Origin of the sequence: Staphylococcus nepalensis, from assembly GCF_014635045.1 — a bacterium.
Taxonomy (GTDB): Bacteria; Bacillota; Bacilli; order Staphylococcales; family Staphylococcaceae; genus Staphylococcus; species Staphylococcus nepalensis.
In genome coordinates, this window is sequence record NZ_BMCF01000002.1 from 33,016 (window position 1) to 58,938 (window position 25,923).

Sequence of the window (25,923 nt, forward strand, 5' to 3'; positions counted from 1 at the left end):
GATGAGTAGCGTTTTTATTTTAATTAATAATCATCAATTGGGAATAAATATCTTTCAAAGTAGCTTGAATGCTGGCCACTTGAACCAAAGAATTGGCTCAATGCGAGCTTATCAAAGTTATTTTGAAACGTAGTGGATGCTTTGAAATCTTCGTAATCAGTACGACTTTCGAAACCAAAATAGATTTTGTAAGTTAAACCTTGGGTAGGTTTTAAAAAACGATAACTTCTATAACCAGCAAATTGATGGAAATCAGTTGTTACAGATTCCAGCTTTTTTTCTAATTGATAAGCATGATCTTCAGATGTAGGTATAAATATGACTGAATAGAAGTAATTTTCATCTAAGTTCCCTTCGGATTTAATGATGTCATATTCTAACGGATGTTTTAAAACAGTTTCACTTTCAGTTTCTTCTATAATAACTGAAGAATCAGAAGCAGAAAATTGTAATAAATTATGATCAGGATTATTAAGTCTAATCTGATTTAAATAACCGAACGTACCATAAGATGCGTAGATTTTCATAAGTTTTCCCCCTTGAATTGTTTAAGAAACTTTAAATAACTATTATAATTTACTATATATACTTCTAATATTTCAAATAAATATAAAATAGACTTTAACAGTATTATAATTGATTTCTGTTAGAAAACAATAGTCAAATAATTAAGTGGGCAAAACAACACAGTTTGTCTTTTTTATGACATTTCAATACATTGAAATACGAGAGATAAGTCGATATGGTAATATTAATAAGAATGATTATAATGTAGGAGGATTACAAGGTGCATAATAAAAATAATACTATCCTAGATATGATTAAGGGAAAGGAAGTTAATCACACGCCAGTGTGGTTTATGCGTCAAGCTGGTAGATCTCAGCCTGAATATAGAAAATTAAAAGAAAAGTATTCTTTATTTGAGATTACCCATCAACCAGAGTTATGTGCGTATGTTACACATTTACCCGTAGATAATTATAATACAGACGCAGCTGTTTTATATAAAGATATCATGACACCACTGCAACCAATAGGTGTAGATGTAGAAATCAAATCGGGGATAGGTCCAGTGATTCATAACACAATTAAAAATGTACAAGACGTTGAAAAATTAGGAACAATAGATCCTAAACGTGATGTGCCCTATGTGTTAGACACAATCAAGTTGTTAACTGAAGAAAAATTGAACGTCCCTTTAATTGGTTTTACAGGAGCACCTTTTACATTAGCGAGCTATATGATTGAAGGAGGACCATCTAAGAATTATAATTTTACAAAGGCGATGATGTATAGTGATGAAGCTACTTGGTTTGCACTAATGGATCATTTGGTTGAAATGTCTATTACTTATACGACTGCACAAATTGAAGCGGGCGCTGAAATTATACAAGTTTTTGATTCTTGGGTTGGCGCATTAAATGTACAAGATTATAGATATTATATAAAACCTGCAATGGAAAAATTAATTAAGGGTATTAAAGCAATATACGATGTACCAGTTATTTTGTTTGGTGTAGGTGCAAGTCACCTAGTTAACGAATGGAATGAGCTACCTATAGATGTACTAGGTTTAGATTGGAGATTATCTATTAAAGAGGCTGAAGATTTAAATATAACTAAAACTTTACAAGGTAATTTAGATCCTTCCTTGCTATTAGCACCTTGGGATGTTATAGAAAAACGATTAAAACCAATATTAGATCAAGGTATGGACCATGGCAAGCATATTTTCAATTTAGGTCATGGTGTTTTCCCACAAGTAAAACCAGAAACATTAAAAAGAATCACTACATTTGTTCATGACTATACACAAAGATAGTAAGACATAAAGAATAGCGAACAAGATTTACAATTAATTATGTCATCTACATCTAAAAATTATTATACAAAAGGATGATTTTAAATTGACAAAAACAGTAGGCCTATTAGTAATGGCTTATGGCACACCATATAAAGAAAGTGACATTGAAGCTTATTATACTGATATTAGACATGGTAAAAAGCCGACAGAAGCGGAATTACAAGATTTAAAAGATAGATATAAATTTATTGGTGGTTTATCACCACTTGCAGGTACTACCAATCGACAAGCTGAAGCTTTATGTGAGATGCTTAATCATAGTTATACTGATGTTGAATTTAAGTTATATATTGGTCTGAAACATATCCATCCATTTATCGAAGACGCTGTTAAAGCTATGAACGAAGATGGTATTGAAGAAGCGGTTACTGTAGTATTAGCCCCACACTATTCAAGTTTCTCAGTCGGATCTTATAACAAGCGTGCTAAAGAAGAAGCTGATCAATATGGCATCGCATTAACACATGTTGAACACTATTATCAACAGCCCAAATTTATCCAATATTGGACAGAAAAAATAAATGAAACATTAGCACAAATACCAGAAAATGAACATGATGAAACAGTATTAGTTGTTTCAGCACATAGTTTACCTAAAGGCCTGATTGAGCAAAATAATGACCCTTACCCTAATGAATTACACGATACTGCTGAATTATTAAAAGCTAAATCTAACATCATCCATGTTGCAGAAGGTTGGCAGTCAGAAGGTAACACCGGCACGCCTTGGTTAGGACCTGATGTTCAAGATTTAACACGAGCTTTATATGAAGATTATAATTATAAAAATTTCATTTATACGCCAGTAGGTTTTGTGTGTGAACATTTGGAAGTGCTTTATGATAACGATTATGAATGTAAAATCGTTTGTGATGAATTAGGTGTCAATTACTTCCGTCCAAAAATGCCTAATACAGATCCATTATTTATTGGCGCAATCGTTGATGAAATCAAAAATGTTTATTAAAGGAAGTGTGATTGATATTGACTAAGCGTATCGCAATCGTTGGAGCAGGGGTAACAGGATTATCTAGTGCCTATTTTATTAAAAAAGCACGTCCAGATATAGAGGTTACTATATATGAAGCATCTAATAGAGTTGGTGGAAAAATTCAAACATATAGAACAGAAGGCTATACAATTGAATTAGGTCCAGAATCTTATTTGGGTCGTAAACAAATTATGACTGATATTGCTAAAGATATTGGTCTAGAAGAACAACTTGTTACAAATAAAACAGGCCAATCTTATATATATGCTAAAAATAAACTCTATCCCATCCCTGGTGGTTCAATCCTAGGCGTACCAACTGACATTAAACCATTTTTTAAAACAAAATTAATCTCGCCTTTAGGTAAAGTTAGAGCAAGTTTTGATTTATTTAAAAAACCTCTGCAAATAGATGGGGACATTTCAGTCGGCTCATTTTTTAGAGCACGCTTAGGTGATGAAATTTTAGAAAATTTAATAGAACCATTAATGGGTGGCATTTATGGTACCAATATCGATGATTTAAGCTTGATGACTACATTCCCTGAATTTAAAGAAAGAGAAGAACAATTTGGCAGTCTGATAAAGGGAATGAGATATGAAAAAGAACAACGAAAAAAACAACGTCAGTTATATCCAGGCGCACCTAAAGGCCAATTCAAACAATTTCGACATGGTTTAAGTTCATTTATAGAACATTTAAGAGATTATATTATCGAGCAAGGTGTGACGATTAAATATAATACATCTGTTCAAGATATTACAATCGAACAAAAGAAATATGTAATAAAAACTGAAAATGAAGCACATAGTTATGATAGTGTTCTTGTTACAACACCACACCAAAAATTCTTGGAATGGTTTGGAAATGACCCTGCGTTTGATTATTTTAAAAAAATGGATTCTACTACGGTGGCTACAGTTGTGCTTGCGTTTGATGAATCGAACATTATTAATAATTATGATGGTACAGGTTTCGTAATCGCACGTACAAGCGATACCAAGATTACCGCATGTACTTGGACAAGTAAGAAATGGCCATTTACTACACCAAAAGGTAAAGTATTGCTTAGAGCATATGTAGGTAAGCCTGGTGATACAGTCGTTGATGATCATACAGATGAAGAAATTGTTAATATTGTCAAAAAAGATTTAAGTCAAATGATGACTTTTAAAGGCTCACCCGATTTTAGCATTGTTAATCGCTTGCCAAAAAGCATGCCCCAATTTCATATAGGGCATATTGAACAAATTAAATCAATACAATCACATATTAGAAATAATTATCCGAGACTACGTATTACCGGTGCGTCATTTGAAGCCGTTGGTTTACCAGATTGTATTCAACAAGGTAAAGATGCAGTCAAAGAAATATTAAATGAAATTTAATTAAGTATTAAAAGGGCCATTTCTACAGATAGGCGAATCTTCTAGTAGAAATGGCCTTTTTCTATAAATATGACAATGCAATCCTGTTTCAATTTATGAGATACTTAATTTTTAACGTTGACATAGTGTTATAGTTTTAATACTGATATGTCGTAATTTTAGAAAAATGGGGGAGTCATTTATGACAGATATAATTATTGTACATTCAAAATTTGGTGATTCAACTAATCATTGGTATAAATGGTTAGCAAACAATTTAATATTAGAAGGTTATGATGTGACGCTTTTTAATGTACCTCAAGAAAAAAATGGGGATATAAGTAAATGGGTAAGTGAAATGAAAAAACAGATATATATTGATAAAAAGGATACTTATTTTGTGACACATGGGTTTGGAACAATTGCGTCACTCGAATTTATAGAAAGTTTAGAAATTAAAAAAATAGAAGGTTTATTTAGTATTTCTGGGTTTAAAGAAGATGCCCAAGAAATCGATGTCCCATTACAAATGCAGCATGAGACAATTAATTACGATAAAATTAAGGAAAAAGTAAATGCATTCTATGGATTGTGTGCAAAAGACGATCAGCATGTTTCTTATAAAGAAACCAAACGTTTAATGGATGCATTAGACGGTAAATGTAAGATTACTGATTTTGGAGGTCATTTCCTAGAAGATGATGGTTTCACAACATTTACAATTTTACAAAGTAAAATGATGGGTATTATGAGTAAATAATCAAGCTTATCATATAAGCATTTATATGTTTAAGATAGGGGAGAGCGAGACATCAATAGTGTCTCGCTCTTAGGATTAAAGTTCCATATTAAGATAAAATCAATATATGTTTTTAACTTTTTTCTCAATACTTATGCAATTAAATAAAAGTTAAATGACTCAATTATTGAGCATAGAAACAGAAGGTAACGTCATTTAAAAAAGAAAAATGTATCATTAAGAAACTAAACTTAAAATATTATATTTATATGCCATTTTTACACAAAATACTTTATAGAAAGCATTGACGAAAATACTAAAACTTAATATACTATATAAGTATTCAGAAATGAGCAATGCACAAACGCCCATTATGGCATATAATTTTAAAAATATAATTAAAACAATGTAAATTAATTTTAAAAACGTGTTGACTTTGTTAATAGTATTATGTTATATTAAATAGGTAGGCGTCATTAATAATATTAACGCGGGATGGAGCAGTTCGGTAGCTCGTCGGGCTCATAACCCGAAGGTCGGTGGTTCGAATCCGCCTCCCGCAATTACATACTTTGGTCTCGTAGTGTAGCGGTTAACACGCCTGCCTGTCACGCAGGAGATCGCGGGTTCGATTCCCGTCGAGACCGCCATTATTTCGCATTAAGGTTCAGTAGCTCAGTTGGTAGAGCAATGGATTGAAGCTCCATGTGTCGGCAGTTCGACTCTGTCCTGAACCATTTTATTTCTTTGGCGGTTGTGGCGAAGTGGTTAACGCATCGGATTGTGGTTCCGACATTCGTGGGTTCGATTCCCATCAACCGCCCCATAATCGTTAATAAGCGGGTGTAGTTTAATGGCAAAACCTCAGCCTTCCAAGCTGATGTTGTGGGTTCGATTCCCATCACCCGCTCCATTTAAATTGATCCACAGTAGCTCAGTGGTAGAGCTATCGGCTGTTAACCGATCGGTCGTAGGTTCGAGTCCTACCTGTGGAGCCATGGCCCCGTGGTCAAGCGGTTAAGACACCGCCCTTTCACGGCGGTAACACGGGTTCGAGTCCCGTCGGGGTCATACAAACAGAAGTGAAATATCGCTTCTGTTTTTTTAATTTCATATTGGAGAGTTGTCCGAGTTGGCCGAAGGAGCACGCCTGGAAAGTGTGTAGGCGCCACAAGCGTCTCGAGGGTTCGAATCCCTCACTCTCCGTTAATGACATAATTTGAGCTTTCCTGAGACACCGAAATCCTTGATACAATAGGATTTCGGTGTCTTTATTTTGTATCACTTAATATAATAAATACTACGCTCATTTCAAGATCAAAATTTTGAAATGAAATCTCTATATCACATGCGGCGCAAGGCTTTTAGTGTTTTAATTTCTGCTTGTTTTTAACTGTCTTTTAATAAATGACGAGATGTCGATAGGGAAGTAGTTATATCTGCATGCCCTAAACGTTTTGAAATATAATATATTGATATACCTTCATAAATTTACATGAACAGTGTGTATGATGTATGAAGTGCAATGGGGTAATGACCTAGCTTATTATTCAAATAAAAGCACTGTATTACGTTAAAAACTGCATTGTTTGTAATTAAGAATACGGTAGTCCTGTATATATATCCATCTAAATTAAATGGTCTGGTTTAATTATGGATATGAGTGCTGACAAGTTGGCTTTACAATCAACAGAAACAATTGATGTTATCAATTTAAAAGTTAGAAAAGAACTTATTGGCCCTTTAAGAAAAAAAGAAGGAATTTATCCTGCTTACCATATGGATAAATCTAATTGGATAACAATTAACTTAAAAGAGACGAATACGATGAATCAAATTAAAGATTTAATAGCAGTAAGTTATGAATTAACGACATGATTTTTGTTTTTTAGAGAAGTATTTTTATTTAGTATTCTAAACTAATTGAACAAAGAGAGTGTTATGATTTGTTTTTATTTATTAGCGCATGAATCAAATATTATTTTTCGTCAATTTTATTTGCAATGTATTCTAATTTGTCTCTAACTTCTTTTAAGGTATGACTCTCTGAAAATGTGAAATGAAACGGCGTATCTTTATTTGTTTTTGCGAATACTGTTATTAAGTCGTAGTAAAGACCTTTTTCAATTTCATAATTTAAAAATTTCATTTGTACATACCCCTTTATTAATTTTTAGGTGTTGAATAAGGGTTAAGTAATCACTTATTCAACAAACATAGAGTGCAGGGTTTGGCCCACACACTATACTGTAATAGAATCAAATATAAACTCATTTCAAAAAGTGATATATTTAATATTCAATTTCTCGTAAAAAATGAAACATCTTAACTTTAAATAAGCATAACATCAAAAACTACGGCGTACAACTTAAATTAGCGCAAATGGTTTTTAAAAATAAATAATCGGGGTTACTATTTTGAAAATGATATAGAAAAAAACTGCTAATATCAAAAAATTAATGATGTTAGCAGTTTTTCCTACTTATTATACAATTTTCAATTTATAAATAGTTGAATTAATCATCTTGTTCATTATTTAACACTTTGCCTTTTTTAGCATCTACAGTGATTTCATGTTTCGTATTATCTTTTTGTAGATCCATATCATAGACTAATTTACCTTCATCTTTAGCCAATGACCATTCTTTGATATCGCCGTCAAATTCTTTTTGTCCATTTTTAATGGCTTTTTTATAGTCAATGGCGTCATCATATTTGAAAGATTCGTTTTGATTAATTGAATCTTCATTTTCAGTTTCTTTGTTAATTACTTTCTTATCTTGATCTGCGATGATAACTTCGGATTCTTTACCTTCAGTTTGCTGCTCAATTTTATATGACCAATCACCGTTACTCTTTTCATATGAAATACCTTTTAAGTCTTGTCCATCATAGACTTCTTGCGCTTTTTTAACAGCGTCTTCTGGACTTGTTTTAATTTTATCTAACGCAATGACTTGCTCTGTACTTTCTTTACTTTGCTTATCATTTGAACTTTCAGATTTTGAGCCGTTATCTTCTGAATTACTTGAGTCATTCCCGCATGAAGCGAGTAAAAGGCCAGATAAAGCCATAGTACCTATCACTTTTAATTTCATAAACCTCACTCCTAATATGTTTTACATTATAGAGTACCCATAGCTATATTAATTTAAACTATAAATAGGGAGTAATGTAAGTTGTTGCGAGTCTATATTTAACTTTTATAACTATTAACATTTTTAATGGGTTAAAACGAATTTTGAATCATATAAGGGTTTATGCTTGGTCACTGTTAAATCAGATTAAAAACGTTATAATAGTTAATGAGATGGAGGAATGACAAAGTGGAATTTTGGTTGAAAACACAAGCAAAACAAAATGGAGATAAAGTATTTATAGATGACGGAACAGTTCAAGTTACTTTTGCCTCCATGTATAAATATGCTTCACGATTGGCACAGCAGTTGAAAAAATTAGATAGAAGACGTATAGGTTTATACATTGAAAACAATATTGAATCAATTACATTGATAAATGCAATGTGGTTAGCAGGAATTGAAATTGCAATGTTAAACACACGTTTAACTAAAGATGAGATGCAAAACCAATTGTCGTCTATCGAAGTAGATACGGTCGTTGCTACCAGCCAAATCAATTTAAAAGCTATATCCGTAATTAAAATATCAACATTGCAACAAGGATGCAATGATATGACATATGAAAGCTTATTTGACATGAACCAAATCGCTTCGATTATGTTTACTTCTGGGACTACTGGTCCACAAAAAGCAGTCCCTCAAACATTTGATAACCATTACGCAAGTGCAATAGGCTGCAAAGAGAGTCTTGGTTTTGACCAAGAAACGAAATGGTTATCTGTTTTGCCGATTTATCATATTTCAGGATTAAGTGTTATTTTAAGAGCATTAATTGAAGGATTTACTGTTCGTATAGATACGAAATTTAACGCCCATACAATGTTAAATATTATACAAACAGAACTGCCAACGCATGTTTCATTAGTACCACAGACGCTTAAATGGTTGATGGATGAAGGGTTAAACCAACCTTACCATATTGAAAAAATATTGCTAGGCGGGGCAAAACTATCAAGTTCATTAATTGAAACAGCATTAGCTTCAAAACTACCTATTTATAATTCTTTTGGTATGACTGAAACATGTTCTCAATTTTTAACAGCATCACCTGAAATGTTATCCAAACGCTATGATACTGTAGGGAAGCCAAGTGCGAATGTAGCTGTCAAAATAAAAGACCCTAACGCTGAAGGACATGGAGAATTATTAATTAGAGGCGCTAATGTAATGGATGGTTATTTATACCCTGAAAATTTATTAGACACATTTGAGAATGGTTATTTTAAAACAGGAGACATTGCTGAAATTGATAAAGATGGCTATGTTATGATTTATGATAGACGTAAAGATTTAATCATTAGCGGTGGTGAGAATATATATCCGTATCAATTAGAATCTGTGGCCAAAGATCATGAAGCAATTTTAGATGCAATGTGTATTGGTGTTGAAGATAATACATGGGGAGAAGTCCCTTATTTATACTATGTTTCTAACACTTTATTATCGTATGAAACGTTAATGAATCATTTCAAAGCACATGTAGCTAAATATAAGATTCCTAAATACTTTGAACAAGTAACTGAATTACCATATACTTCTACAGGGAAACTTCAAAGAAAACATATAGAAAAATAGGTGTGAATAATATATGAAAATATGCGAAATGAACCTTTATATTTGTAATAATCATTTCAAGCATTTAATTGTTACACCAAAGGTAAAATTGGAAAAACGTAAAGCGCTTATTATTGAATTTATAACAGATAGACAGGTGCATTATTTTGGAGAATGCAATGCTTTTGAAACGGATTGGTATGATGATGAAACGATTGAAATTGCGCGTGAACAAGCAATTAAATGGTTTGAGTCTTTTAAAAATTATGAGTTCTATCATTTCGAAGAGATACAAAATGCATTACAAAATCTAGAAAAATTTCCAGCGACACGTAGTATGATTGTTATGGCATGTTACCAAGCATTTTATAAATTAGAAACTTTTCATGTTCCTTATGGCGCAACTGTGAGTGGTTTAACCGATGAAAATGTTAGGAATTTAATTAACACGAAACCACAGCGAGTTAAAGTAAAATGGTCTGAAGCTATTTTAAAAGATGTGAAACAATTGCAACAGTTACCCTTTAAAACTGAAATTGTGGTAGATGCAAATGAATCAATTCAAGAGGATGAAGCTAAGAAATTAAAACTGCTTTCGGAAAATGACATCCTTTATATTGAAGAACCATTTAAAAATATTGAAAAAATAAAAAATTTTAAGTATGACGAAATACCGCCAATCGCTATTGATGAAAAAGCAACCTCTTTAGAAAAGATTTTGAACTATGTTAAAAATGATGACGTGGACGTTGTGGTATTAAAGCCATTTAGACTTGGTGGTATTGATAAAGTAATTCAAATTATTGATATATTAAGCGATAGAAATGTGAAATTTGTTATTGGTGGTATGTATGAGTATGGACTGAGTCGTTATTTTACTGCGTTGTTAGCTCAATATGCAACGTACCCGAGCGATATTACACCTCAAGGTTTTTATTTTGAAAATGATATTGTAGCGTGTTCAGGCATATTAAAAAGAGGTTCGATTTATTTTGAACCTCCTCATGTTAATAAGCTTGAATTAGATCAAATTGATTAATGTTTATGGGTTTTATCTTTTTTTAAAGGTACTGGATCAAACCCACCTTTATGGAGTGGATGGCATTTGGAAATACGTTTTATACCAAGCCAAGTGCCTTTAATTGGTCCATATACTTGTATTGCTTCTCTAGTATACTCTGAACACGTAGGATAGAAGCGACATGTAGCCGGAGTCATAGGTGAAATCAAGTGTTGATATATATAGATGAGTCCTAGAAACAGTTTTTTCATAAAATCTTTGCCTCCAACAATTTACATAGCATGGATAGTTTAACATATTTAAAGGGAGTTTGATGTGCGTGAAGTTTAAAGATAGAGAAAATGACGACGTTTTTTTATCATTTAAAGATGATAATGCTGTCCCAAACGGTGATCACGTTCTGGTCATCCCGGTTTATCACAATCAATTGCTTTTTACCAAACATAAAATAAGAGGGGTTGAATTTCCTGGAGGCAAAAGAGAAAAAGGGGAATCTAGCGAAGCAGCTTGTGAAAGAGAACTGTTTGAAGAGACAGGAGCGCTTATAAAAACTAAAGAGAAACATTATATTGCTCAATATCGTGTTGCAAGACAAAATGGTAAACCATTTACTAAAGATGTATTCATGGTTGACGTAGACAAATTACCGATACAAGAAGATTATTTAGAAACTGAAGGTCCACGCCTTTTTGATAGACTTTCAGATATTCCTGAACTAGACAAAAGTTATTTATTGAAAGATGCTGCTATCTTACAATGTTTAGAGAGGGTGATTGAACTTGGATTTTATCAATAAAAAAAGAATGCCAGTAGAGGTTCCTGAACATGTATTTGAAGAAGTTACTTACAAAGTAGATGGGATAAATGTAAGGGGCTTATTGATGACACCTCAAAAAAGTGTTGAAAGAATCGTTATTTATTTGCGTGGTGGCAAAGGCCAAGTTGGGAAAGTGAGAGCAGCTCGTTTAATGCAGTTTTCAGACCTAAACACGCTTGTATTCGGACCTTATTACAGAGGTAATAATGGAAGTGAAGGTAAAGATGAATTTTATGGGAGAGACCTAAATGACGTGGCAGTTGCAATTCGTATATTAAATATGATGTATCCTAAGGCGTATATTCATATGGTCGGTTTTTCTAGAGGGGGATTACAAGGATTGCTCACATACCAAGATTTACCTGTGTCGAGTTATATTATTTGGGGCGGCGTTTCCGATATTAAGCTAATGTATGAAGAACGTGTCGATTTACGAGGGATGTTAAAAAGAATGATAGGTCACCCTAGAAAAAATGAAATGGCATACAAAGAAAGAGATGCGGTTGTAACTATTCATGCGGATAGTCCGCCTATACTGATTGTGCATGGTGGAAAAGATGTTCAAGTTGGTATCCATCAAGCTTATTATTTAGAAAAACAATTAAAGCGTATTGGTACTTTTTTTAAGACATTTTATCAAATGGATGAGGGACACGTACCTAGACCATACGCAATGAAAGAAGCATTATCCACGGTTAAGCAATGGATGACTGATATTGAACGGCAAAACTTAAAAGCAGAATATAATAAATAAAAAGAGGCCGGGACATAAAGTTCTTGGACAAGTGAGAAAAGGCAATTTCTATTGAAATAATATAGAAATTGCCTTTTTCATTATTGTTTTGATTATAGTTAGCTCGTTGAGCTACTACTTTTCTTATATTAAGTGCCATTAATACAAAGCCAAGTTCGCTTTTGACTTTATTTGTGCCTCTAACCGACATTCGAGTGAAACCCAAAATAGCCTTCATAAACCCAAAAACAGGTTCTACATTCCATTTTTCTTTGATTGTAGATTTCTTTTGTTTCTGGTTCCGAAAGCTTTTGATTAATCTGGGCTTTGAAATATTCCCAGTTATAATTTCTCATTATTTTTTATTCGATTTTGAATTTGATTTCATACAATGGTTCTTCAGTGGACATTCTGAACAATCATCGCATTCATATAATTTAAAATCTCTCCTAAACCCATATTTATCATGGCGATAGGCATATCTTTTAAAACCAAGCCTTTTATGATTCGGGCAAATAAATTCATCATTGATTTCATCATATTCCCAATTGTGAGTATTAAAAATGTCACTTTTATATTTGTTAGTTTTATCTTTAATAAACATGCCATAAGTTATGAGCGGTGTTCGATTAAATTCATTTATAATTGCCATATAATTAGGTTCACTACCATAACCAGCGTCAGCTACAATATATTCAGGTAAATGACCGTAGGTCCCTTTAATTAAAGTTAAAAAAGGAATCATTGTTCTTGTGTCTGTCGGATTTTGATACACATCATATGATAAAACAAATTGAGAATTTGTCGCTATTTGTAAATGATATCCTGGCTTAAGTTGTCCATTTTTCATATGGTTTTCTTTCATTCTCATGAAAGTCGCATCATGGTCTGTCTTAGAATAACTATTTCTATCTTGGAGTATGGCTTTTTGTGTTTTATATTTATACTTTCGTTCTGAATAAGCAGCGAATTTCTTTTTATATCTTTTGATTTCAGTTCGCTTTTGACGTGTTTGCTTTCTTAACCGAGTAGATTTTTCATGTTCAATGTAATGATTTAAATCTTCGATTTCCTTATCCAAATGAGTACCAATTAAATCTATTTCTTTTTGTGTTAATTCATGATCATTATCTTCTTTAATCTTAGGTATGATTTTGTCTTTCACTAATTCATGATATAGGGCTTTAGAATCTTCATTCATTTTTGATTCATAGTTTTGAATACTCTTTTTCCAAACAAATGTATATCTATTGGCATTAGCTTCCAGTTTTGTACCATCAATAAAAATAGTTTTATCATCTATAAGATTTTGTTTCAGACATTGGCTGTGAAATTGAATAAATAAAGATTCTAATAAGGCGTCTACTTTAGCGTTTACTCTAAAACGATTAATTGCTTTATAAGAAGGTGTTTGATTTTGTGACAGCCACGTCATTCGGATACGATCATTAAGCAGTTTTTCTATTTTACGACCAGAAAATACGGATTGTGTGTAGGCATATAGAATAATTTTCAACATCATTTTGTGATGTTATGATGTAGCACCACGATGATGTTTGAATTCATCGAATTCATTTTCAGGTATTGTTTCAACGATTTCATTAACATGTCGTGACATATCATTTGTGGGGATAAGAACTGAAGTTTCCATTGGTAGTGTGTTGAGTCATGTTATAATCTTTATACATAAGGCACCTCGTTAATTTAGTTTAGTTGTGTTTATTAAATTATACGTAAGGTCCTTATTTTTTTAAAGTATTTTAATGTAAAATTACATATAAATATGAGGTGTTTTGGCGAGACTCTTGAGGGAATAGGACAAGCTGAAGACTACAGGCTGAAGCTGTCCCCTAAGAAAGCGAGCTAACAATACGAAGTATTGAATCAAAAGAAGCACTCAGATGAATTGAATTAAATCATCTGAGTGCTATTTTTCTGGGATTTATGTCCCAGGGACTTTTAAATATGACACGATAGCGAGAAGCATACTGATATAACGTTTATTTAAATCCGCCATTTTCAGCTAAATCTGAAACTTCATCGCCAAATTTTTCAAAGTTATGTTTAAATCTATCAATTAAATCTTGTGCTTGTTCTCTATAAGCTTCTGGCTTACTCCATGCATTAATAGGATTAAGTAGCGTTTGTGGTACATCTTTAATTTCAACTGGTATATTTAAGCCAAACATATCATCTTTGATGTATTCCGAGTCTCTCAATTGGCCAGTGATAGCTTGTTCAACCATTTGTCTTGTGTAATTTAAACTAATACGACGTCCTGTCCCGTATTTACCACCAGTCCAACCAGTGTTGACCAAGTAAACGTCCACATCGTGTTTATCTATCAGATTACCAAGTAAATCAGCATATACTTTTGCGTGTAATGGTAAGAAAGGTGAACCAAAACAAGTTGAGAATGATGGTTCAGGTTCTGTTACACCGCGTTCAGTCCCTGCTAATTTAGCTGTAAAACCGCTTAAAAAATGATACATTGCTTGATCTTTATTTAATTTAGAAATAGGTGGTAAAACACCAAAAGCATCAGCAGTTAAGAAAATAATGGTATTAGGATGCGCTGCTTTAGAAGGTGTAACAATATTTTCTATGTGATTGATTGGATAAGCGGCTCTGGTATTTTCTGTGTAGTAGTTATCATCAAAGTCGATATCACCGTCTTCGTCTACAACCACATTTTCTAAAATAGTCCCGTATTTAATTGCGTCATAAATTTGTGGTTCTTTTTTATAAGAAAGATTAATAGCTTTGGCGTAACAACCACCTTCGATATTGAATATGCCATTTTCATTCCAACCATGTTCATCATCACCGATTAACTTTCGGTTGGCATCTGCAGAAAGTGTTGTTTTACCTGTACCTGATAAGCCGAAAAATAGCGCCACATCACCTTTTTCACCGACATTAGCTGAGCAGTGCATACTCATGATATCATCTTTTGGCAATAAGTAGTTCATAACTGAGAAAATACCCTTTTTCATTTCACCAGCATATTCAGTACCACCAATTAAAATAAGTTTGTGCTTAAAAGAAGTAATAATAAATGTTTCGGAATTTGTACCGTCTTGAGTTGGGTCTGCTTTGAAATGGGGCGCTGAAACAATAGTGAAATCTGATTTGATTTCTTCTGCTTCTTCTTTTGAATCTGGACGAATAAACATATTTTGTGCGAATAAGTTATGCCAAGCGAGTTCATTAACTACTGTTAGTTTGAGTTGTGAATCTTCATCACTACCTGCATAACCATTGAAAACGTACAATTCATCTCTTTCATTTAAGTAATTTAATACTTTTTCATATAAGTTTAAAAATGTCTCTTCGTCAATTGGTTGATTGATATTGCCCCAATCGATATCATCTCTGTAGGATGGTTCATTAACAATGAATTTATCTTTTGGTGAACGTCCAGTGTATTTGCCTGTTTTAGCGTTAATTGCACCTAGTTCAGTTAGTTCGCCTTCATTATTATCAAGAATTTTTTTATACAACTGTGTTGTAGATAGTTGAAATAATGAAGATTGCTTGTCCAAAATACTTTGGATTTTATTTGTGTAAGTGTATGTATCTACTGCCATACTAAATCCCTCCAACGCTATATTAAATGTAAGCCTTTACAATTAAAGAGTATAACACATATGATTTAATAGTCCACACCATTTTAAAAGGAATTTTAATTAATCCTAAATTGACAATGTTACTTAGTTTAGGTACTATAGTGATTAACGGATTCTCTTATCCTGAGTGGCGGAGGGACATGGACCCAATGAAGCCCAGCAACCTCTTCTTATAATGAAGAAAGGTGCCAAACCGTTTGCAGACAAATAGCGTCTGAACGATAAGAGCGAATGGACGTATAAAGGCCTTCTCTCTATTCATAATAGTGACGAAGGCTTTTTTTAATGAGCTCAATAAAAGAGAATTTTCGTAATTTAAAACTAAAGGAGCAAGTTAATTATGACTTATAATAGAAGGTTATTTACTTCAGAATCAGTTACAGAAGGGCACCCAGATAAGATTGCGGATCAAGTATCGGATGCAATTTTAGATGAAATTTTAAAAGATGATCCAAATGCAAGGGTCGCTTGTGAAACAACAGTAACAACAGGTATGGCATTAATTTCCGGGGAGATTTCAACGGCGACATATGTAGATATCCCTAAAGTGGTAAGAGAAACAATTAAAAATATTGGTTATACACGTGCGAAATTCGGTTATGATAGCCAAACAATGGCTATATTAACAGCTATTGACGAACAGTCACCTGATATTGCTCAAGGCGTGGATAATGCCTTAGAGTACCGAGATCATCTTACAGAAGAAGAGATCGAGGCCACAGGTGCAGGAGATCAAGGCTTAATGTTTGGTTACGCAACAAATGAAACTGATACTTATATGCCATTACCTATCTTTTTATCACATCAACTTGCTAAGCGATTATCAGATGTACGTAAAGATGAAATTTTAAAATATTTACGCCCTGATGGTAAAGTCCAAGTTACAGTTGAATATGACGAGCAAGACAAACCGCAACGTATAGATACGATCGTAGTTTCAGCACAACATGCTGAAAATATTACTTTGGAACAAATTCAGACTGATATCAAAGAACATGTTATTTATCCTACTGTCCCTGAAGGTTTAATTGATGAGCATACAAGATTTTATATCAATCCTACAGGGCGATTTGTAATTGGTGGACCACAGGGCGACGTAGGACTTACAGGCAGAAAAATTATCGTAGACACATATGGCGGTTACGCACGTCATGGTGGTGGTTGCTTTAGTGGGAAGGACCCTACAAAAGTAGATCGTTCAGCAACTTATGCTGCACGTTATGTAGCTAAAAATATAGTTGCAGCAGAACTTGCAGAAAAATGTGAAGTTCAACTTGCATATGCAATTGGTGTTGCAGAACCGGTTTCTATTGCGATTGATACTTTTGGAACAGGTAAAGTAAGTGAAGCAGAATTAGTGGAAGCGGTCAGAGCACACTTTGATTTAAGACCAGCGGGTATAATTAAAATGTTAGATTTAAAACATCCAATTTATAAACAAACTGCTGCCTATGGTCATTTTGGGCGTACAGATATACTTCTACCGTGGGAAAAACTAGATAAAGTTAATTTATTAAAAGATAGTGTGCAAGTATAGGTGAAAAGAACCTTGTTTTTTTAAGTTTACTATCGAATGATGAGCTCATATCTATTATAATTAAGTTACTGAACATATAAAGGAGCGTTGTTGTTATGAATTCATTTGGACCGATAGAAATTGGTTTAATCGTGGCAATTATCGTAGCAGTTATTTGTTTAATCCTATTTTTAGTAGCCTTGAAAAGTAAGAAAAAAGCACAGCAAACAATCGAGGAACAATATAAATCTAGAGAACAAAAACTTAGCGATGAACATGGCGAGGAGCTAGAAAAAGAAAGAATTGAGAATAAAAAGCAAGTAACTAAGCAAAAAGAAGAATATGAAGCCACAGTTAATTCTAAAAATCAAGAAATAGATGCTTTAAAATTATTCTCTAAAAATGAAAGTGAATATGTGACGGACATGCGATTAATTGGTATCCGTGAACGTTTAGTAAATGAAAAACGGATCCGTCCAGAAGACATGCATATAATGGCTAATATTTTCTTGCCAAAGAATAATTTTAGTGACGTTCGCCGTATTAGCCATTTAGTACTTACACGAACTGGTTTGTACATTATTGATTCACAATTATTAAAAGGTCATGTATTTAATGGAATTAATGCTACACAATTTAAAGAACAACCGATGATGGAACAAGTATTTGAAACGTTAGATCTTGACAAACAAACGCCGCAAACATTAGCGATGGATCAAAATGAGGATAAAGATACGTTATCATTTGTTAATTACACGAATTATTTAAATGAAGTTGAAAAACTTGCTGGTGATTTACAAACTGAATTGAATTTGAAATTCACTCCAACTTCAATCCTTTATTTTAATCCAAAGGAAGAAGGCGCAGTGACAATTTCAAATTACGCACAAAGTACAAATTCGAAAGTTCTAGTAGGACCAGAACAACTTGATGAGTACTTTAACAAGTTTGTTTTCCACGGCAGAATTCAATATAATGTTGAAGACTTGCAACGTGTTATGGAAGAAATAGAAATGTTTAATTAATAAAGTTATATAAATAAGCATCTGAATTTGAGTTTGAGTTATAAATAGCCATATTCAAAATAGAATGCATCTTCATTTTTGAATGGAGATGCATTTTTACATTTAACGCTACCTGATAACCTATGAGTATACCTCGAACTTTTTTGTTATTAATAAAAATTATAAATTACATTAATATATAGTTGCCGTTACAAATATTTATAAATTACATTTAAAAATATAGGCATTTTAATTTATTAGTTTGCCGATTTTGATTATTATAAAAGTTAGCTTAATAGAAGAGGGGTTTTTAAATTTGGAACATGTAACTTTTTATAATGGCAATGAAATGCCAATTATTGGTTTAGGTACATTTCGTGTAGAAAACAACGACGAGTGTAAAGCAGCAGTTAAACATGCTATTGAAAGTGGTTATAGACATATAGACACAGCTATGGTTTATGAGAACGAAGAAATGGTTGGCCAAGGTATAGCTGAGGGATTGGCTTCAACAGGATTGAATCGAAGTGACTTGTTTATCACATCTAAACTATGGCTTGCGGATTATGGTCGCGTTAACGTAGCAGATGCTTATGAGACTAGTTTAAATAAATTAGGGCTAGATTATTTAGATTTATATTTAATGCATTGGCCTGGTCTTGATGAAGCGTTAATGATTGATACATGGCAGGGTATGGAAGATTTATATAAAAACGATAAAGTTAAAAATATTGGTGTAAGTAATTTTAATACTGAACATCTTGAAGCGTTATTAGCACAAGTTTCGATTAAACCAGTCATCAATCAAATTGAATTCCATCCATACTTAACTCAGTCCCAATTGAGAAGATATTTGGAAGTGCAAAATATACAGGCTGAATCATGGTCTCCCTTAATGAACGCCCAAATTTTAGAAGACGCTACCGTTAAAGCAGTAGCTTCAGAAATTGGTAAAACGCCTGCGCAAGTCATTATAAGATGGAATGTTGAACACGGCGTAGTTGTAATTCCTAAATCTGTAACGCCATCAAGGATAGAAGAAAACTTAAACGTGTTTGATTTTGTATTAACAAAAGGACAAATTGAACGTTTAGACCAATTAAATGAAGATAAAAGAATTGGTCCAGACCCTTTAGAATTTAGCGGGAATTAAAAAATATATATTGGTATAATACTAAAGACCGTAAGCGAATGCTGACTAATAGCAAAGCTTACGGTCTTATTAATAAAAAATTATACTATTATATAACCTAATAAACATGCAATAAAAGCTACTACATATTGTATTAATGAATAGGTAATAAAATTAAGGATATTTTTTTCTGGTGTTAACATCTTAACTAATTCTGAAGAAAGCGTTGAAAAAGTAGTTAGCCCTCCAAGTATACCAACTACTAAAAATGAATCTACCCATGGAATATTGAGGGACATACCCATGATTAAACCAATAATAAAACTACCTAAGATATTTACAAAAGGTGTAGCTACAGGTAAAGTACTATTTATTTTGTTGGCAAACACGTTAGTAAGAAATCCTCGAATGACTGCACCAATACCGCCACCTAACATCACCAAAATAACTTGAGTCATGAGAAACGTGCCCCCAATCTTACGCCAATATAACAAACTAATACACCTAGTATATAGCTAACCAACGCATAGATAATTAGCATTGCGTAAGCTTGCTGGTGTAAAAATCCAATAAGTTCAAATTGGAAGGTAGAGAACGTTGTAAGGGCCCCTAGTAATCCAGTAGTAATACCCTTTTTAAGTTGAGGGTTGTTGTTAAAATATTGTATTGCCATGGTTCCTAGTAATCCCATTAAAAAAGCGCCCAAGATATTTGCGAGGAATGTCCCGGTCGGGAAACCATCAGTGTAGTTTAATATTGAAAAAGTATAGCGGATCAATGCACCAATAGCTCCTCCAACGAAAATATATACATATTGCACTATTATAACTTCCCTTCAAAAAATAAAACTACAAAAGTATTATAACTTTTGTAGTGAATATTAGAAAATAATACCAAAAGTGGAAAGTGAAGCAATAATATGAATCACTAACACAACTAATATGATATATGGTAAAGCTTTACTAGCTGGTCTAATCCAACCCGAATTTTCGTGTAAATGTTTTATGGATTTATCAGAAAATATAATTGAAATAATTAATATAATAGCATTGATAATACTACAAACAAAAATAAGTTTAACCATTGAATTAAAGTGCATATTTAGTAGAGGGTTTCTAGTATTAAAATAAAAACTAATAATAATTAAAATGCATGATAAATAAAAATAAAGTTTTGAGCGTGCCATAATAACCTCCTAGTGCAATTCATTTAGTAATAATATCATATATTAACTTAAATTTAACTAAATTTACAATAAGTAAAATAATTTAATATATAAATCAAGAGTTTGAAAGTTGTCACTATAGGGTTTACAACAACTGTAGCATTAATGTTTATTCTGAAAAATTTTTGATTATAAGCAGATAAATAGAATTTATTAAAAAAAGATGGTATAAATAAACTGTATGGTTATTGACCGTTATAAAAATAATTCTTTATAGAATTATTTATTTTAGTCAGGAGGAATTAGTAATGGCAAAATTAAATGTTGAAGTGTTTGCAGACGGTGCAGATATTGAAGAAATGAAAGCAGCTTATAAAAATAAACAAGTAGATGGTTTTACAACTAACCCAAGTTTAATGGCAAAAGCAGGTGTAACAGACTATAAAGCTTTCGCTGAAGAAGCTGTTCGTGAAATTCCTGATGCTTCTATCTCATTTGAAGTATTTGCTGATGATTTAGAAACTATGGCAAAAGAAGCTGAAATTTTAAAACAATATGGCAGTAACGTATTTGTTAAAATTCCAGTTGTGAACACAAAAGGTGAATCAACTATTTCTCTAATCAAAAAATTATCAGCAGAAAATGTTCGCTTAAACATCACTGCTGTTTACACTTTAGATCAAGTTAAAGAAATTACAGACGCTATAACAGAAGGTGTACCAACTTATGTATCAGTATTTGCTGGTCGTATTGCTGACACTGGCGTTGACCCAATCCCAATGATGAAAGAGGCTGCTGAAATAACGCACAGCAAAGCAGGCGTAAAATTATTATGGGCAAGTTGTCGTGAAGTCATCAATGTGATTCAAGCTGATGAAGTTGGCGCTGATATTATCACATGTCCTGCAGATGTTGTTAAAAAAGTAAACAATAATCTTGGCCGTGACATCAATGAACTATCAGTTGATACAGTTAAAGGATTTGCAAAAGACATCCAATCTTCAGGACTTTCAATTTTATAATAGACAGAACGAAACAGAAATTTATTTTCTAACAGGTTTCGTGATTTTATCTAGCAAGGGTGGCTAAGAAAAATGCCAGAACTGCAGCGCTTTTTAGCCCAGTCATCCATTGTTAACAATGAAGATGAGCCTAGGATATTAATTTATCCTAGGCTCTCATTTTCTATTAAATGGTATAATGCTTATTTTACTCAGCGATTAGCATCATTTACATTTAAAATTTGAATTTATATTAACGTATGGATTATATTAAAAATAATTTAAAATAAAAGGGTGAAACGAGGTCGTGCGTAACAGTGAAATTACAACAACCAAAGATAGCAATGAATTTAGATACAGGGTTATTAGATGATGTTTTTAAATATGATGGCGTCATTGAGAGGGCAGATATAACTGAATCTCAGTTAAGTAATGTTACATTAGATAAATTAATGGTTTACAGTTCAGTAATTAAAAATTGTGATTTATCTCATTCACATTTTAATCGGGTAGACTTTACAGATGTTATTTTTGAAAATTGTGATTTGTCTAATGTAAAAATCGATTTTGGTTCAATACATAGAGTGATTTTCAAGGGTTGTCGTCTTACTGGTGTTCAATTTAAAAAGGTAAGTATTGGGCACGTCTGGTTCGAAGAAGTAAAAGCTGATTTTATAGGTTTTATCGATGCTAAAATTGATAGTTTTTTAACAAGTGACAGTTTTTTAGGTAGTGCGGTTTTTTATAATACAAAACTAAACGATATACAATTAGAAGGTACTAATTTAGAAGATGCCTCATTTTACCAAACCCCACTTAAACACTGTGATATAAGCCAAGCATTTTTTAAATCCATACAAGTTAATAAAGAAGACTTGTTCGGATGTAAAGTTTCTAGAGAACAGGCACTACAATTTGCAATATTAATGGGCTTAGAAATTATCGACTAAAGTAGTTGAAAATACAAATTATTTTAGACGTATTTAGTTTTAAAAATATGAATAATATGATTGAAACCGTGAAATAAATAACTTATTCTTTATAAAGGTAGTATACGTTTAATATATTTAAGGAGAAACTTTTAATGAAGGCAAATATTTTTAAACAAAAAGTAAAAAAGCATTTATGGTTTTTAAATAAAAAAGAAAAACAACAACTAGACCAAGTATTATCAGAAGTTACGAAAATGGATCATGGTGAGGAACTTAATCGTCCAATCGCATTTTCAAATCAGTTTTTAAACAATTATATTTTTAAAGAAAAAGTAGCTTCATCATCTTATTTCTTTATGTTATTACTTGGCATTTTATTTACATATATCGTTTTATTAGGTGTATTCTTGTTTGCTTTACTATCAAGCTTATCATCAGTTCAATATTTTATTAAACCGGAAGTACAGTTATCTAGCACTGTAGTTATTTTAATGTTAGTTGGGTCAGTATTATTACTAATTATTAGTATCTACTTGATTCAAAAGGTGACTGGTTATTTTACGAAAAAATTATTAGAGTATAAACATAATAGGTCATTATAATTATATTTTATTGCATTAGGTGAGACAGTGTTATACTTTCTTGCCATTTTTTATATACAAATGTATATGGAACATCAACTATAATAAATGTTGCATTTTCAAAATAGATGATTGACTTATTATTGTGTGATTTAATCCCAACAATAGCATTTGCGTTGATATAGTATTGCAAAGGAGCGCGCTTAGCTTTAAGTGGGAATAAGGTTATATGTGAATTAATAAATATGGGGACCATTTTTCGGATTTTTAATATTTGCTTGGCTTCCTTAATTTGATGAGGGAGCGATAATCGATATGTGTCTAATAAATAGTGAACCGTTAGCATCATTGAAGTAGGATAGTTAAATTGATGTGTTGTATATTGGCCAATAGTCATAAGTTCATCACTAATAACTGTTTTAAGGTACAATAATTTTGATATTTGTGTCATTTTAGGCTCCTAATCTTATTTTGGTGAATAAAATTTATAATACTTTTTTTGAACTTTTTTTCGATAATTTTTTACTGTAGAAATGGAACAATTTAGCATACATGCTAACTCACTTTGCTTATAACCAGAAAGTTTTAATATCAGCCACTGTCTCTCTTTTTCCGTTAATTGCTGTAAAAAATGTTGATACATTAGATGGTTATTAGTAATATCAGTGTTGTTAGTTTGTTCATCTATTTGTTCTGTTAAATATAGGATGTTTGTTTTCTGATTTTGGGATCGGAAAAGGTCTATTAAATAGTAGTTTAAGCGGTTATAAAGGAATTGACCCAAAGAGTAAGTATGATGTGGTAAGTAATTTTGCGTTAACTCCCACATTTTGATAGTGAGTAATTGAGTATATTCTTCTCGATTATACTTAATACGGTATTTGTTTAGTAAAATAAAAATAATATGTTTGAATTGAAAATAGAGTTGTTCGAAAGGCATTATTGAGCTCCATTGTCATATATATATAACATTTATTTCCGGATAAGTTTATTTTATTGGAAAAGATAGTAATTTTCATTTGCTAAATATTGACAATAGGTGTTAAATAGAACTAATAAGATAGATAAAATTTAAGTTTTATAACATCCACGCGTATTCAACTTAAAGATATAACACTTTAGAGTTTTGTATTATCTTCGGACAATAAATCAGGAGGTTTATATGGATTACGCACATTTAAATTTAGAACATTTCTTTGCTAGACATAATGATTTAGATACGATTAAAGATAAATCGGATTTCGTTATGATTAATAATCTTACAAAAGAAATGATGTATCGTGACGGTGAGATAGAAGGTACAATTGATTTAAATCGCTATTATTATAAAAACAGATCGCAAGCAGTGAGTTTTATAATTATGGAATATAATAAAAGTCAAGAGTAATGAAATTAAAATTTCATTACTTTTTTTATGAATATGTAACAACAAACATATAAAATTGTACGTTCAACTATTTAGTGTTAGAATTTAATTTCAGATAGTCTTTTATAATCGTGTATATAATAAAGAGACTTAATATTTCTATTATTACCTATGAGGTGTGAACATGACGAAGCATAAGAAAGGCTCAATACTATCAGTTATTGGTTTATTGATAGTACTTGTAGTAGCTGCAGTCATTGTATTTTCAATGATTTCAGATCAAATCTTTTTTAAAGAAGTTAATCAACAAGAAAAAGTAGAGCAGCTCAATATTACTTTAGATAAAGCAGCAAAAAAACAAATAGATAACTACACAAGTCAACAAGTTTCAAGTAAAAACAATGATACTTGGAGAGATGCATCATCAACTGAAATTAAAGCAGCAATGAATAGTAGTAATTTTATTGAGAGTGATACTCAAAAGTATCAATTTTTGGAACTAGATAAGTATCAAGGTATTGATGAAAATAGAATAAAAAGAATGCTTATTGATAACCCTATACTTTTAGAGCATTCAGATGATTTTATAAAAGCAGCTAAAGAAAAACATGTTAATGAAGTATACTTAATTTCACATGCAATACTTGAAACTGGTTCAGCTAAGAGTGAATTATCTAGCGGCGTCGAGATTGACGGGAAGAAATATTATAATTTCTTTGGTGTAGGTGCTTTAGATGAGGATCCTGTGAAAACTGGTGCTGAATATGCGAAAAAACATGGTTGGGATACACCAGAAAAAGCAATTAGTGGAGGCGCTAATTTTATTCATGGCCATTTCTTATCTAACAAAGATCAAAACACTTTATATAGTATGCGCTGGAATCCAAAAAAACCTGGTGAACATCAATATGCTACAGATATTAAGTGGGCTGAAAGTAATGCAAGCTTAATGGCAGATTTCTATAAAGATATGAAAACAGAAGGTAAATACTATAAATATTTTGTCTACAAAGATGATAAAAAACATCAAGACACATAATCAATACATTGATAAATATAAAGAGATAGGATATAAATATCTCTAGCTAAAACAAAGAAAACGTCAATTTCTATTAAAATTATAGAAATTGACGTTTTCTTTGTTTTATGAAATGTTTTAACCTGTCGAGCCACGCTTTTTATATCTAATGCTAATGTATCTTGCGATTACAATTCAAGGCGTGGCCTCAGCGATGAAGTAAAGTTACATCGAAGTTTTAATATAAAATGAGCCCTCAAAAATTCAAACTAAAGAAATCTTTTTGAAGAAAAATTATAAGATTAATATCCAGTTTCTTATGATATCGAATATATGACTACTTACACATTGAT

At 32.0% G+C, this 25,923-nt stretch carries 28 protein-coding genes, 8 tRNA genes, 1 pseudogene and 1 riboswitch; of the genes and pseudogenes, 26 read left to right on the forward strand and 11 right to left on the reverse strand.

Features of this window, described 5'->3' with window-relative positions:
* Positions 1-23: 23 nt before the first annotated feature.
* A complete protein-coding gene (locus IEU88_RS03235) occupies positions 24-527 on the reverse strand; it encodes a signal transduction protein TRAP (protein WP_096809030.1) in 504 nt (167 codons plus the stop codon).
* A gap of 260 nt (positions 528-787) precedes the next feature.
* On the opposite strand from IEU88_RS03235, the gene hemE reads away from it, so the two are divergent.
* The 13 genes from hemE (at position 788) to IEU88_RS03300 (ending at position 6,839) form a co-directional block, all read left to right on the forward strand.
* Positions 788-1,822: a uroporphyrinogen decarboxylase gene (gene hemE / locus IEU88_RS03240; RefSeq protein ID WP_096809032.1), complete on the forward strand. Its 1,035-nt coding sequence runs from the start codon at positions 788-790 to the stop codon at positions 1,820-1,822.
* 85 nt (positions 1,823-1,907) lie between these two features.
* Entirely contained in the window at positions 1,908-2,831 is a 924-nt protein-coding gene (gene hemH, locus IEU88_RS03245) for a ferrochelatase (protein ID WP_103373479.1), read from the forward strand.
* Between the two features lie 17 nt (positions 2,832-2,848).
* Entirely contained in the window at positions 2,849-4,243 is a 1,395-nt protein-coding gene (gene hemY / locus IEU88_RS03250; RefSeq protein ID WP_103373478.1) for a protoporphyrinogen oxidase, read from the forward strand.
* A gap of 181 nt (positions 4,244-4,424) precedes the next feature.
* Positions 4,425-4,982, forward strand: a complete 558-nt coding sequence (locus IEU88_RS03255; protein ID WP_103373477.1) for an alpha/beta hydrolase — start codon at positions 4,425-4,427, stop codon at positions 4,980-4,982.
* Positions 4,983-5,450: 468 nt separating this feature from the next.
* Positions 5,451-5,524 (forward strand) — tRNA-Met (locus IEU88_RS03260).
* A gap of 11 nt (positions 5,525-5,535) precedes the next feature.
* A tRNA-Asp gene (locus tag IEU88_RS03265) sits at positions 5,536-5,611 on the forward strand.
* 14 nt (positions 5,612-5,625) lie between these two features.
* Positions 5,626-5,698 (forward strand) — tRNA-Phe (locus tag IEU88_RS03270).
* A gap of 13 nt (positions 5,699-5,711) precedes the next feature.
* Positions 5,712-5,787: transfer RNA gene (locus IEU88_RS03275), tRNA-His, on the forward strand.
* 13 nt (positions 5,788-5,800) lie between these two features.
* Positions 5,801-5,874 (forward strand) — tRNA-Gly (locus IEU88_RS03280).
* A gap of 10 nt (positions 5,875-5,884) precedes the next feature.
* Positions 5,885-5,959, forward strand: a tRNA-Asn gene (locus tag IEU88_RS03285).
* Between the two features lies 1 nt (position 5,960).
* Positions 5,961-6,032 (forward strand) — tRNA-Glu (locus tag IEU88_RS03290).
* Positions 6,033-6,078: 46 nt separating this feature from the next.
* Positions 6,079-6,167, forward strand: a tRNA-Ser gene (locus IEU88_RS03295).
* A 468-nt stretch (positions 6,168-6,635) separates the two neighbouring features.
* Positions 6,636-6,839: an MmcQ/YjbR family DNA-binding protein gene (locus IEU88_RS03300; protein ID WP_229719003.1), complete on the forward strand. Its 204-nt coding sequence runs from the start codon at positions 6,636-6,638 to the stop codon at positions 6,837-6,839.
* Positions 6,840-6,939: 100 nt separating this feature from the next.
* Here IEU88_RS03300 and IEU88_RS03305 read toward each other — a convergent pair whose 3' ends face one another.
* Both IEU88_RS03305 and IEU88_RS03310 read right to left on the reverse strand, forming a co-directional pair.
* Positions 6,940-7,110 (reverse strand): hypothetical protein, encoded by a 171-nt coding sequence (locus IEU88_RS03305; RefSeq protein WP_170006926.1) that lies wholly within the window; start codon positions 7,108-7,110, stop codon positions 6,940-6,942.
* Between the two features lie 367 nt (positions 7,111-7,477).
* Complete coding sequence (locus IEU88_RS03310) at positions 7,478-8,059, reverse strand: PepSY domain-containing protein (RefSeq protein WP_103373751.1); 582 nt, start codon at positions 8,057-8,059, stop codon at positions 7,478-7,480.
* Positions 8,060-8,287: 228 nt separating this feature from the next.
* Between IEU88_RS03310 and menE the strand changes: the two genes are divergently transcribed.
* Together menE and menC are read left to right on the forward strand one after the other, a co-directional pair.
* Positions 8,288-9,676, forward strand: a complete 1,389-nt coding sequence (gene menE, locus IEU88_RS03315; RefSeq protein WP_103373750.1) for an o-succinylbenzoate--CoA ligase — start codon at positions 8,288-8,290, stop codon at positions 9,674-9,676.
* Between the two features lie 13 nt (positions 9,677-9,689).
* Positions 9,690-10,694: an o-succinylbenzoate synthase gene (menC, locus tag IEU88_RS03320; RefSeq protein WP_103373749.1), complete on the forward strand. Its 1,005-nt coding sequence runs from the start codon at positions 9,690-9,692 to the stop codon at positions 10,692-10,694.
* Here the strand turns inward: menC and yidD are convergent.
* Positions 10,691-10,927 (reverse strand): membrane protein insertion efficiency factor YidD, encoded by a 237-nt coding sequence (yidD, locus tag IEU88_RS03325; protein WP_103373748.1) that lies wholly within the window; start codon positions 10,925-10,927, stop codon positions 10,691-10,693. The genes menC and yidD overlap by 4 nt on opposite strands.
* Positions 10,928-10,989: 62 nt before the next feature.
* Between yidD and ytkD the strand changes: the two genes are divergently transcribed.
* Complete coding sequence (gene ytkD / locus IEU88_RS03330) at positions 10,990-11,472, forward strand: RNA deprotection pyrophosphohydrolase (protein WP_096809051.1); 483 nt, start codon at positions 10,990-10,992, stop codon at positions 11,470-11,472.
* Positions 11,456-12,247, forward strand: coding sequence for an alpha/beta hydrolase family protein (locus IEU88_RS03335; RefSeq protein ID WP_174221767.1), 792 nt, complete (start codon positions 11,456-11,458; stop codon positions 12,245-12,247). The genes ytkD and IEU88_RS03335 overlap by 17 nt, the downstream gene beginning before the upstream one ends.
* On the opposite strand, the pseudogene IEU88_RS03340 reads toward IEU88_RS03335, so the two are convergent.
* A pseudogene (locus IEU88_RS03340) lies at positions 12,189-13,748 on the reverse strand (IS1182 family transposase). The gene IEU88_RS03335 and the pseudogene IEU88_RS03340 overlap by 59 nt on opposite strands.
* Before the next feature lie 478 nt (positions 13,749-14,226).
* On the reverse strand, positions 14,227-15,816 hold the full coding sequence (pckA, locus tag IEU88_RS03345; RefSeq protein ID WP_096809053.1) for a phosphoenolpyruvate carboxykinase (ATP): 1,590 nt from the start codon (positions 15,814-15,816) through the stop codon (positions 14,227-14,229).
* A gap of 154 nt (positions 15,817-15,970) precedes the next feature.
* Positions 15,971-16,083: riboswitch (SAM riboswitch) on the forward strand.
* Between the two features lie 112 nt (positions 16,084-16,195).
* Here pckA and metK point away from each other — a divergent pair.
* The 3 genes from metK (at position 16,196) to IEU88_RS03360 (ending at position 19,528) form a co-directional block, all read left to right on the forward strand.
* Positions 16,196-17,392 (forward strand): methionine adenosyltransferase, encoded by a 1,197-nt coding sequence (gene metK, locus IEU88_RS03350; protein ID WP_096809055.1) that lies wholly within the window; start codon positions 16,196-16,198, stop codon positions 17,390-17,392.
* A gap of 95 nt (positions 17,393-17,487) precedes the next feature.
* Positions 17,488-18,396, forward strand: a complete 909-nt coding sequence (locus IEU88_RS03355) for a nuclease-related domain-containing protein (RefSeq protein WP_096809057.1) — start codon at positions 17,488-17,490, stop codon at positions 18,394-18,396.
* 295 nt (positions 18,397-18,691) lie between these two features.
* Positions 18,692-19,528 carry an aldo/keto reductase gene (locus IEU88_RS03360; protein ID WP_096809059.1) on the forward strand — a complete coding sequence of 279 codons (837 nt, stop codon included), beginning with the start codon at positions 18,692-18,694 and terminating at the stop codon, positions 19,526-19,528.
* An 80-nt stretch (positions 19,529-19,608) separates the two neighbouring features.
* Here IEU88_RS03360 and IEU88_RS03365 read toward each other — a convergent pair whose 3' ends face one another.
* Genes IEU88_RS03365 through IEU88_RS03375 form a run of 3 tightly spaced genes read right to left on the reverse strand, consistent with a single transcriptional unit; the run spans position 19,609 to position 20,693 of the window.
* Positions 19,609-19,965 carry a fluoride efflux transporter FluC gene (locus tag IEU88_RS03365; protein WP_096809060.1) on the reverse strand — a complete coding sequence of 119 codons (357 nt, stop codon included), beginning with the start codon at positions 19,963-19,965 and terminating at the stop codon, positions 19,609-19,611.
* Positions 19,962-20,327, reverse strand: coding sequence for a fluoride efflux transporter CrcB (crcB, locus tag IEU88_RS03370; RefSeq protein WP_096809062.1), 366 nt, complete (start codon positions 20,325-20,327; stop codon positions 19,962-19,964). The genes IEU88_RS03365 and crcB overlap by 4 nt, the downstream gene beginning before the upstream one ends.
* A gap of 60 nt (positions 20,328-20,387) precedes the next feature.
* Positions 20,388-20,693, reverse strand: a complete 306-nt coding sequence (locus IEU88_RS03375; RefSeq protein ID WP_096809063.1) for a hypothetical protein — start codon at positions 20,691-20,693, stop codon at positions 20,388-20,390.
* A 287-nt stretch (positions 20,694-20,980) separates the two neighbouring features.
* Between IEU88_RS03375 and IEU88_RS03380 the strand changes: the two genes are divergently transcribed.
* The 4 genes from IEU88_RS03380 (at position 20,981) to IEU88_RS03395 (ending at position 23,207) form a co-directional block, all read left to right on the forward strand.
* The gene (locus IEU88_RS03380; protein WP_096809065.1) at positions 20,981-21,694 is read left to right on the forward strand and encodes a transaldolase; all 714 of its coding nucleotides are present in this window, start codon (positions 20,981-20,983) and stop codon (positions 21,692-21,694) included.
* Between the two features lie 72 nt (positions 21,695-21,766).
* Positions 21,767-21,919, forward strand: a complete 153-nt coding sequence (locus tag IEU88_RS03385) for a hypothetical protein (RefSeq protein WP_159085238.1) — start codon at positions 21,767-21,769, stop codon at positions 21,917-21,919.
* A gap of 71 nt (positions 21,920-21,990) precedes the next feature.
* On the forward strand, positions 21,991-22,623 hold the full coding sequence (locus IEU88_RS03390; RefSeq protein ID WP_103373708.1) for a pentapeptide repeat-containing protein: 633 nt from the start codon (positions 21,991-21,993) through the stop codon (positions 22,621-22,623).
* Positions 22,624-22,757: 134 nt separating this feature from the next.
* Positions 22,758-23,207 carry a hypothetical protein gene (locus tag IEU88_RS03395; protein ID WP_115359563.1) on the forward strand — a complete coding sequence of 150 codons (450 nt, stop codon included), beginning with the start codon at positions 22,758-22,760 and terminating at the stop codon, positions 23,205-23,207.
* 7 nt (positions 23,208-23,214) lie between these two features.
* On the opposite strand, the gene IEU88_RS03400 is transcribed toward IEU88_RS03395, so the two are convergent.
* Together IEU88_RS03400 and IEU88_RS03405 are read right to left on the reverse strand one after the other, a co-directional pair.
* Positions 23,215-23,637: a competence protein ComK gene (locus IEU88_RS03400; RefSeq protein ID WP_103373563.1), complete on the reverse strand. Its 423-nt coding sequence runs from the start codon at positions 23,635-23,637 to the stop codon at positions 23,215-23,217.
* A gap of 15 nt (positions 23,638-23,652) precedes the next feature.
* Positions 23,653-24,126: a sigma-70 family RNA polymerase sigma factor gene (locus tag IEU88_RS03405; RefSeq protein WP_103373562.1), complete on the reverse strand. Its 474-nt coding sequence runs from the start codon at positions 24,124-24,126 to the stop codon at positions 23,653-23,655.
* Positions 24,127-24,348: 222 nt separating this feature from the next.
* Here IEU88_RS03405 and IEU88_RS03410 point away from each other — a divergent pair, with 222 nt between their 5' ends.
* Together IEU88_RS03410 and sagB are read left to right on the forward strand one after the other, a co-directional pair.
* Positions 24,349-24,573: a hypothetical protein gene (locus IEU88_RS03410; RefSeq protein ID WP_096809074.1), complete on the forward strand. Its 225-nt coding sequence runs from the start codon at positions 24,349-24,351 to the stop codon at positions 24,571-24,573.
* A 163-nt stretch (positions 24,574-24,736) separates the two neighbouring features.
* Positions 24,737-25,591 (forward strand): peptidoglycan release complex glucosaminidase SagB, encoded by an 855-nt coding sequence (gene sagB / locus IEU88_RS03415; RefSeq protein WP_096809076.1) that lies wholly within the window; start codon positions 24,737-24,739, stop codon positions 25,589-25,591.
* The last annotated feature ends 332 nt before the right edge of the window (positions 25,592-25,923 follow it).

Bases quoted from the DNA above. Each gene is read 5' to 3' on its own strand.
- IEU88_RS03395 (WP_115359563.1), top strand. From the start codon at position 22,758: ATGAAGGCAAATATTTTTAAACAAAAAGTAAAAAAGCATTTATGGTTT.
- IEU88_RS03405 (WP_103373562.1), bottom strand. From the start codon at position 24,126: ATGCCTTTCGAACAACTCTATTTTCAATTCAAACATATTATTTTTATT.
- ytkD (WP_096809051.1), top strand. From the start codon at position 10,990: ATGTGCGTGAAGTTTAAAGATAGAGAAAATGACGACGTTTTTTTATCA.
- IEU88_RS03255 (WP_103373477.1), top strand. From the start codon at position 4,425: ATGACAGATATAATTATTGTACATTCAAAATTTGGTGATTCAACTAAT.
- IEU88_RS03310 (WP_103373751.1), bottom strand. From the start codon at position 8,059: ATGAAATTAAAAGTGATAGGTACTATGGCTTTATCTGGCCTTTTACTC.
- IEU88_RS03365 (WP_096809060.1), bottom strand. From the start codon at position 19,965: ATGACTCAAGTTATTTTGGTGATGTTAGGTGGCGGTATTGGTGCAGTC.
- IEU88_RS03400 (WP_103373563.1), bottom strand. From the start codon at position 23,637: ATGACACAAATATCAAAATTATTGTACCTTAAAACAGTTATTAGTGAT.
- IEU88_RS03385 (WP_159085238.1), top strand. From the start codon at position 21,767: ATGCCAGAACTGCAGCGCTTTTTAGCCCAGTCATCCATTGTTAACAAT.
- menC (WP_103373749.1), top strand. From the start codon at position 9,690: ATGAAAATATGCGAAATGAACCTTTATATTTGTAATAATCATTTCAAG.
- yidD (WP_103373748.1), bottom strand. From the start codon at position 10,927: ATGAAAAAACTGTTTCTAGGACTCATCTATATATATCAACACTTGATT.
- metK (WP_096809055.1), top strand. From the start codon at position 16,196: ATGACTTATAATAGAAGGTTATTTACTTCAGAATCAGTTACAGAAGGG.
- IEU88_RS03380 (WP_096809065.1), top strand. From the start codon at position 20,981: ATGGCAAAATTAAATGTTGAAGTGTTTGCAGACGGTGCAGATATTGAA.
- IEU88_RS03355 (WP_096809057.1), top strand. From the start codon at position 17,488: ATGAATTCATTTGGACCGATAGAAATTGGTTTAATCGTGGCAATTATC.
- IEU88_RS03375 (WP_096809063.1), bottom strand. From the start codon at position 20,693: ATGGCACGCTCAAAACTTTATTTTTATTTATCATGCATTTTAATTATT.
- IEU88_RS03410 (WP_096809074.1), top strand. From the start codon at position 24,349: ATGGATTACGCACATTTAAATTTAGAACATTTCTTTGCTAGACATAAT.
- sagB (WP_096809076.1), top strand. From the start codon at position 24,737: ATGACGAAGCATAAGAAAGGCTCAATACTATCAGTTATTGGTTTATTG.
- IEU88_RS03235 (WP_096809030.1), bottom strand. From the start codon at position 527: ATGAAAATCTACGCATCTTATGGTACGTTCGGTTATTTAAATCAGATT.
- IEU88_RS03305 (WP_170006926.1), bottom strand. From the start codon at position 7,110: ATGAAATTTTTAAATTATGAAATTGAAAAAGGTCTTTACTACGACTTA.
- pckA (WP_096809053.1), bottom strand. From the start codon at position 15,816: ATGGCAGTAGATACATACACTTACACAAATAAAATCCAAAGTATTTTG.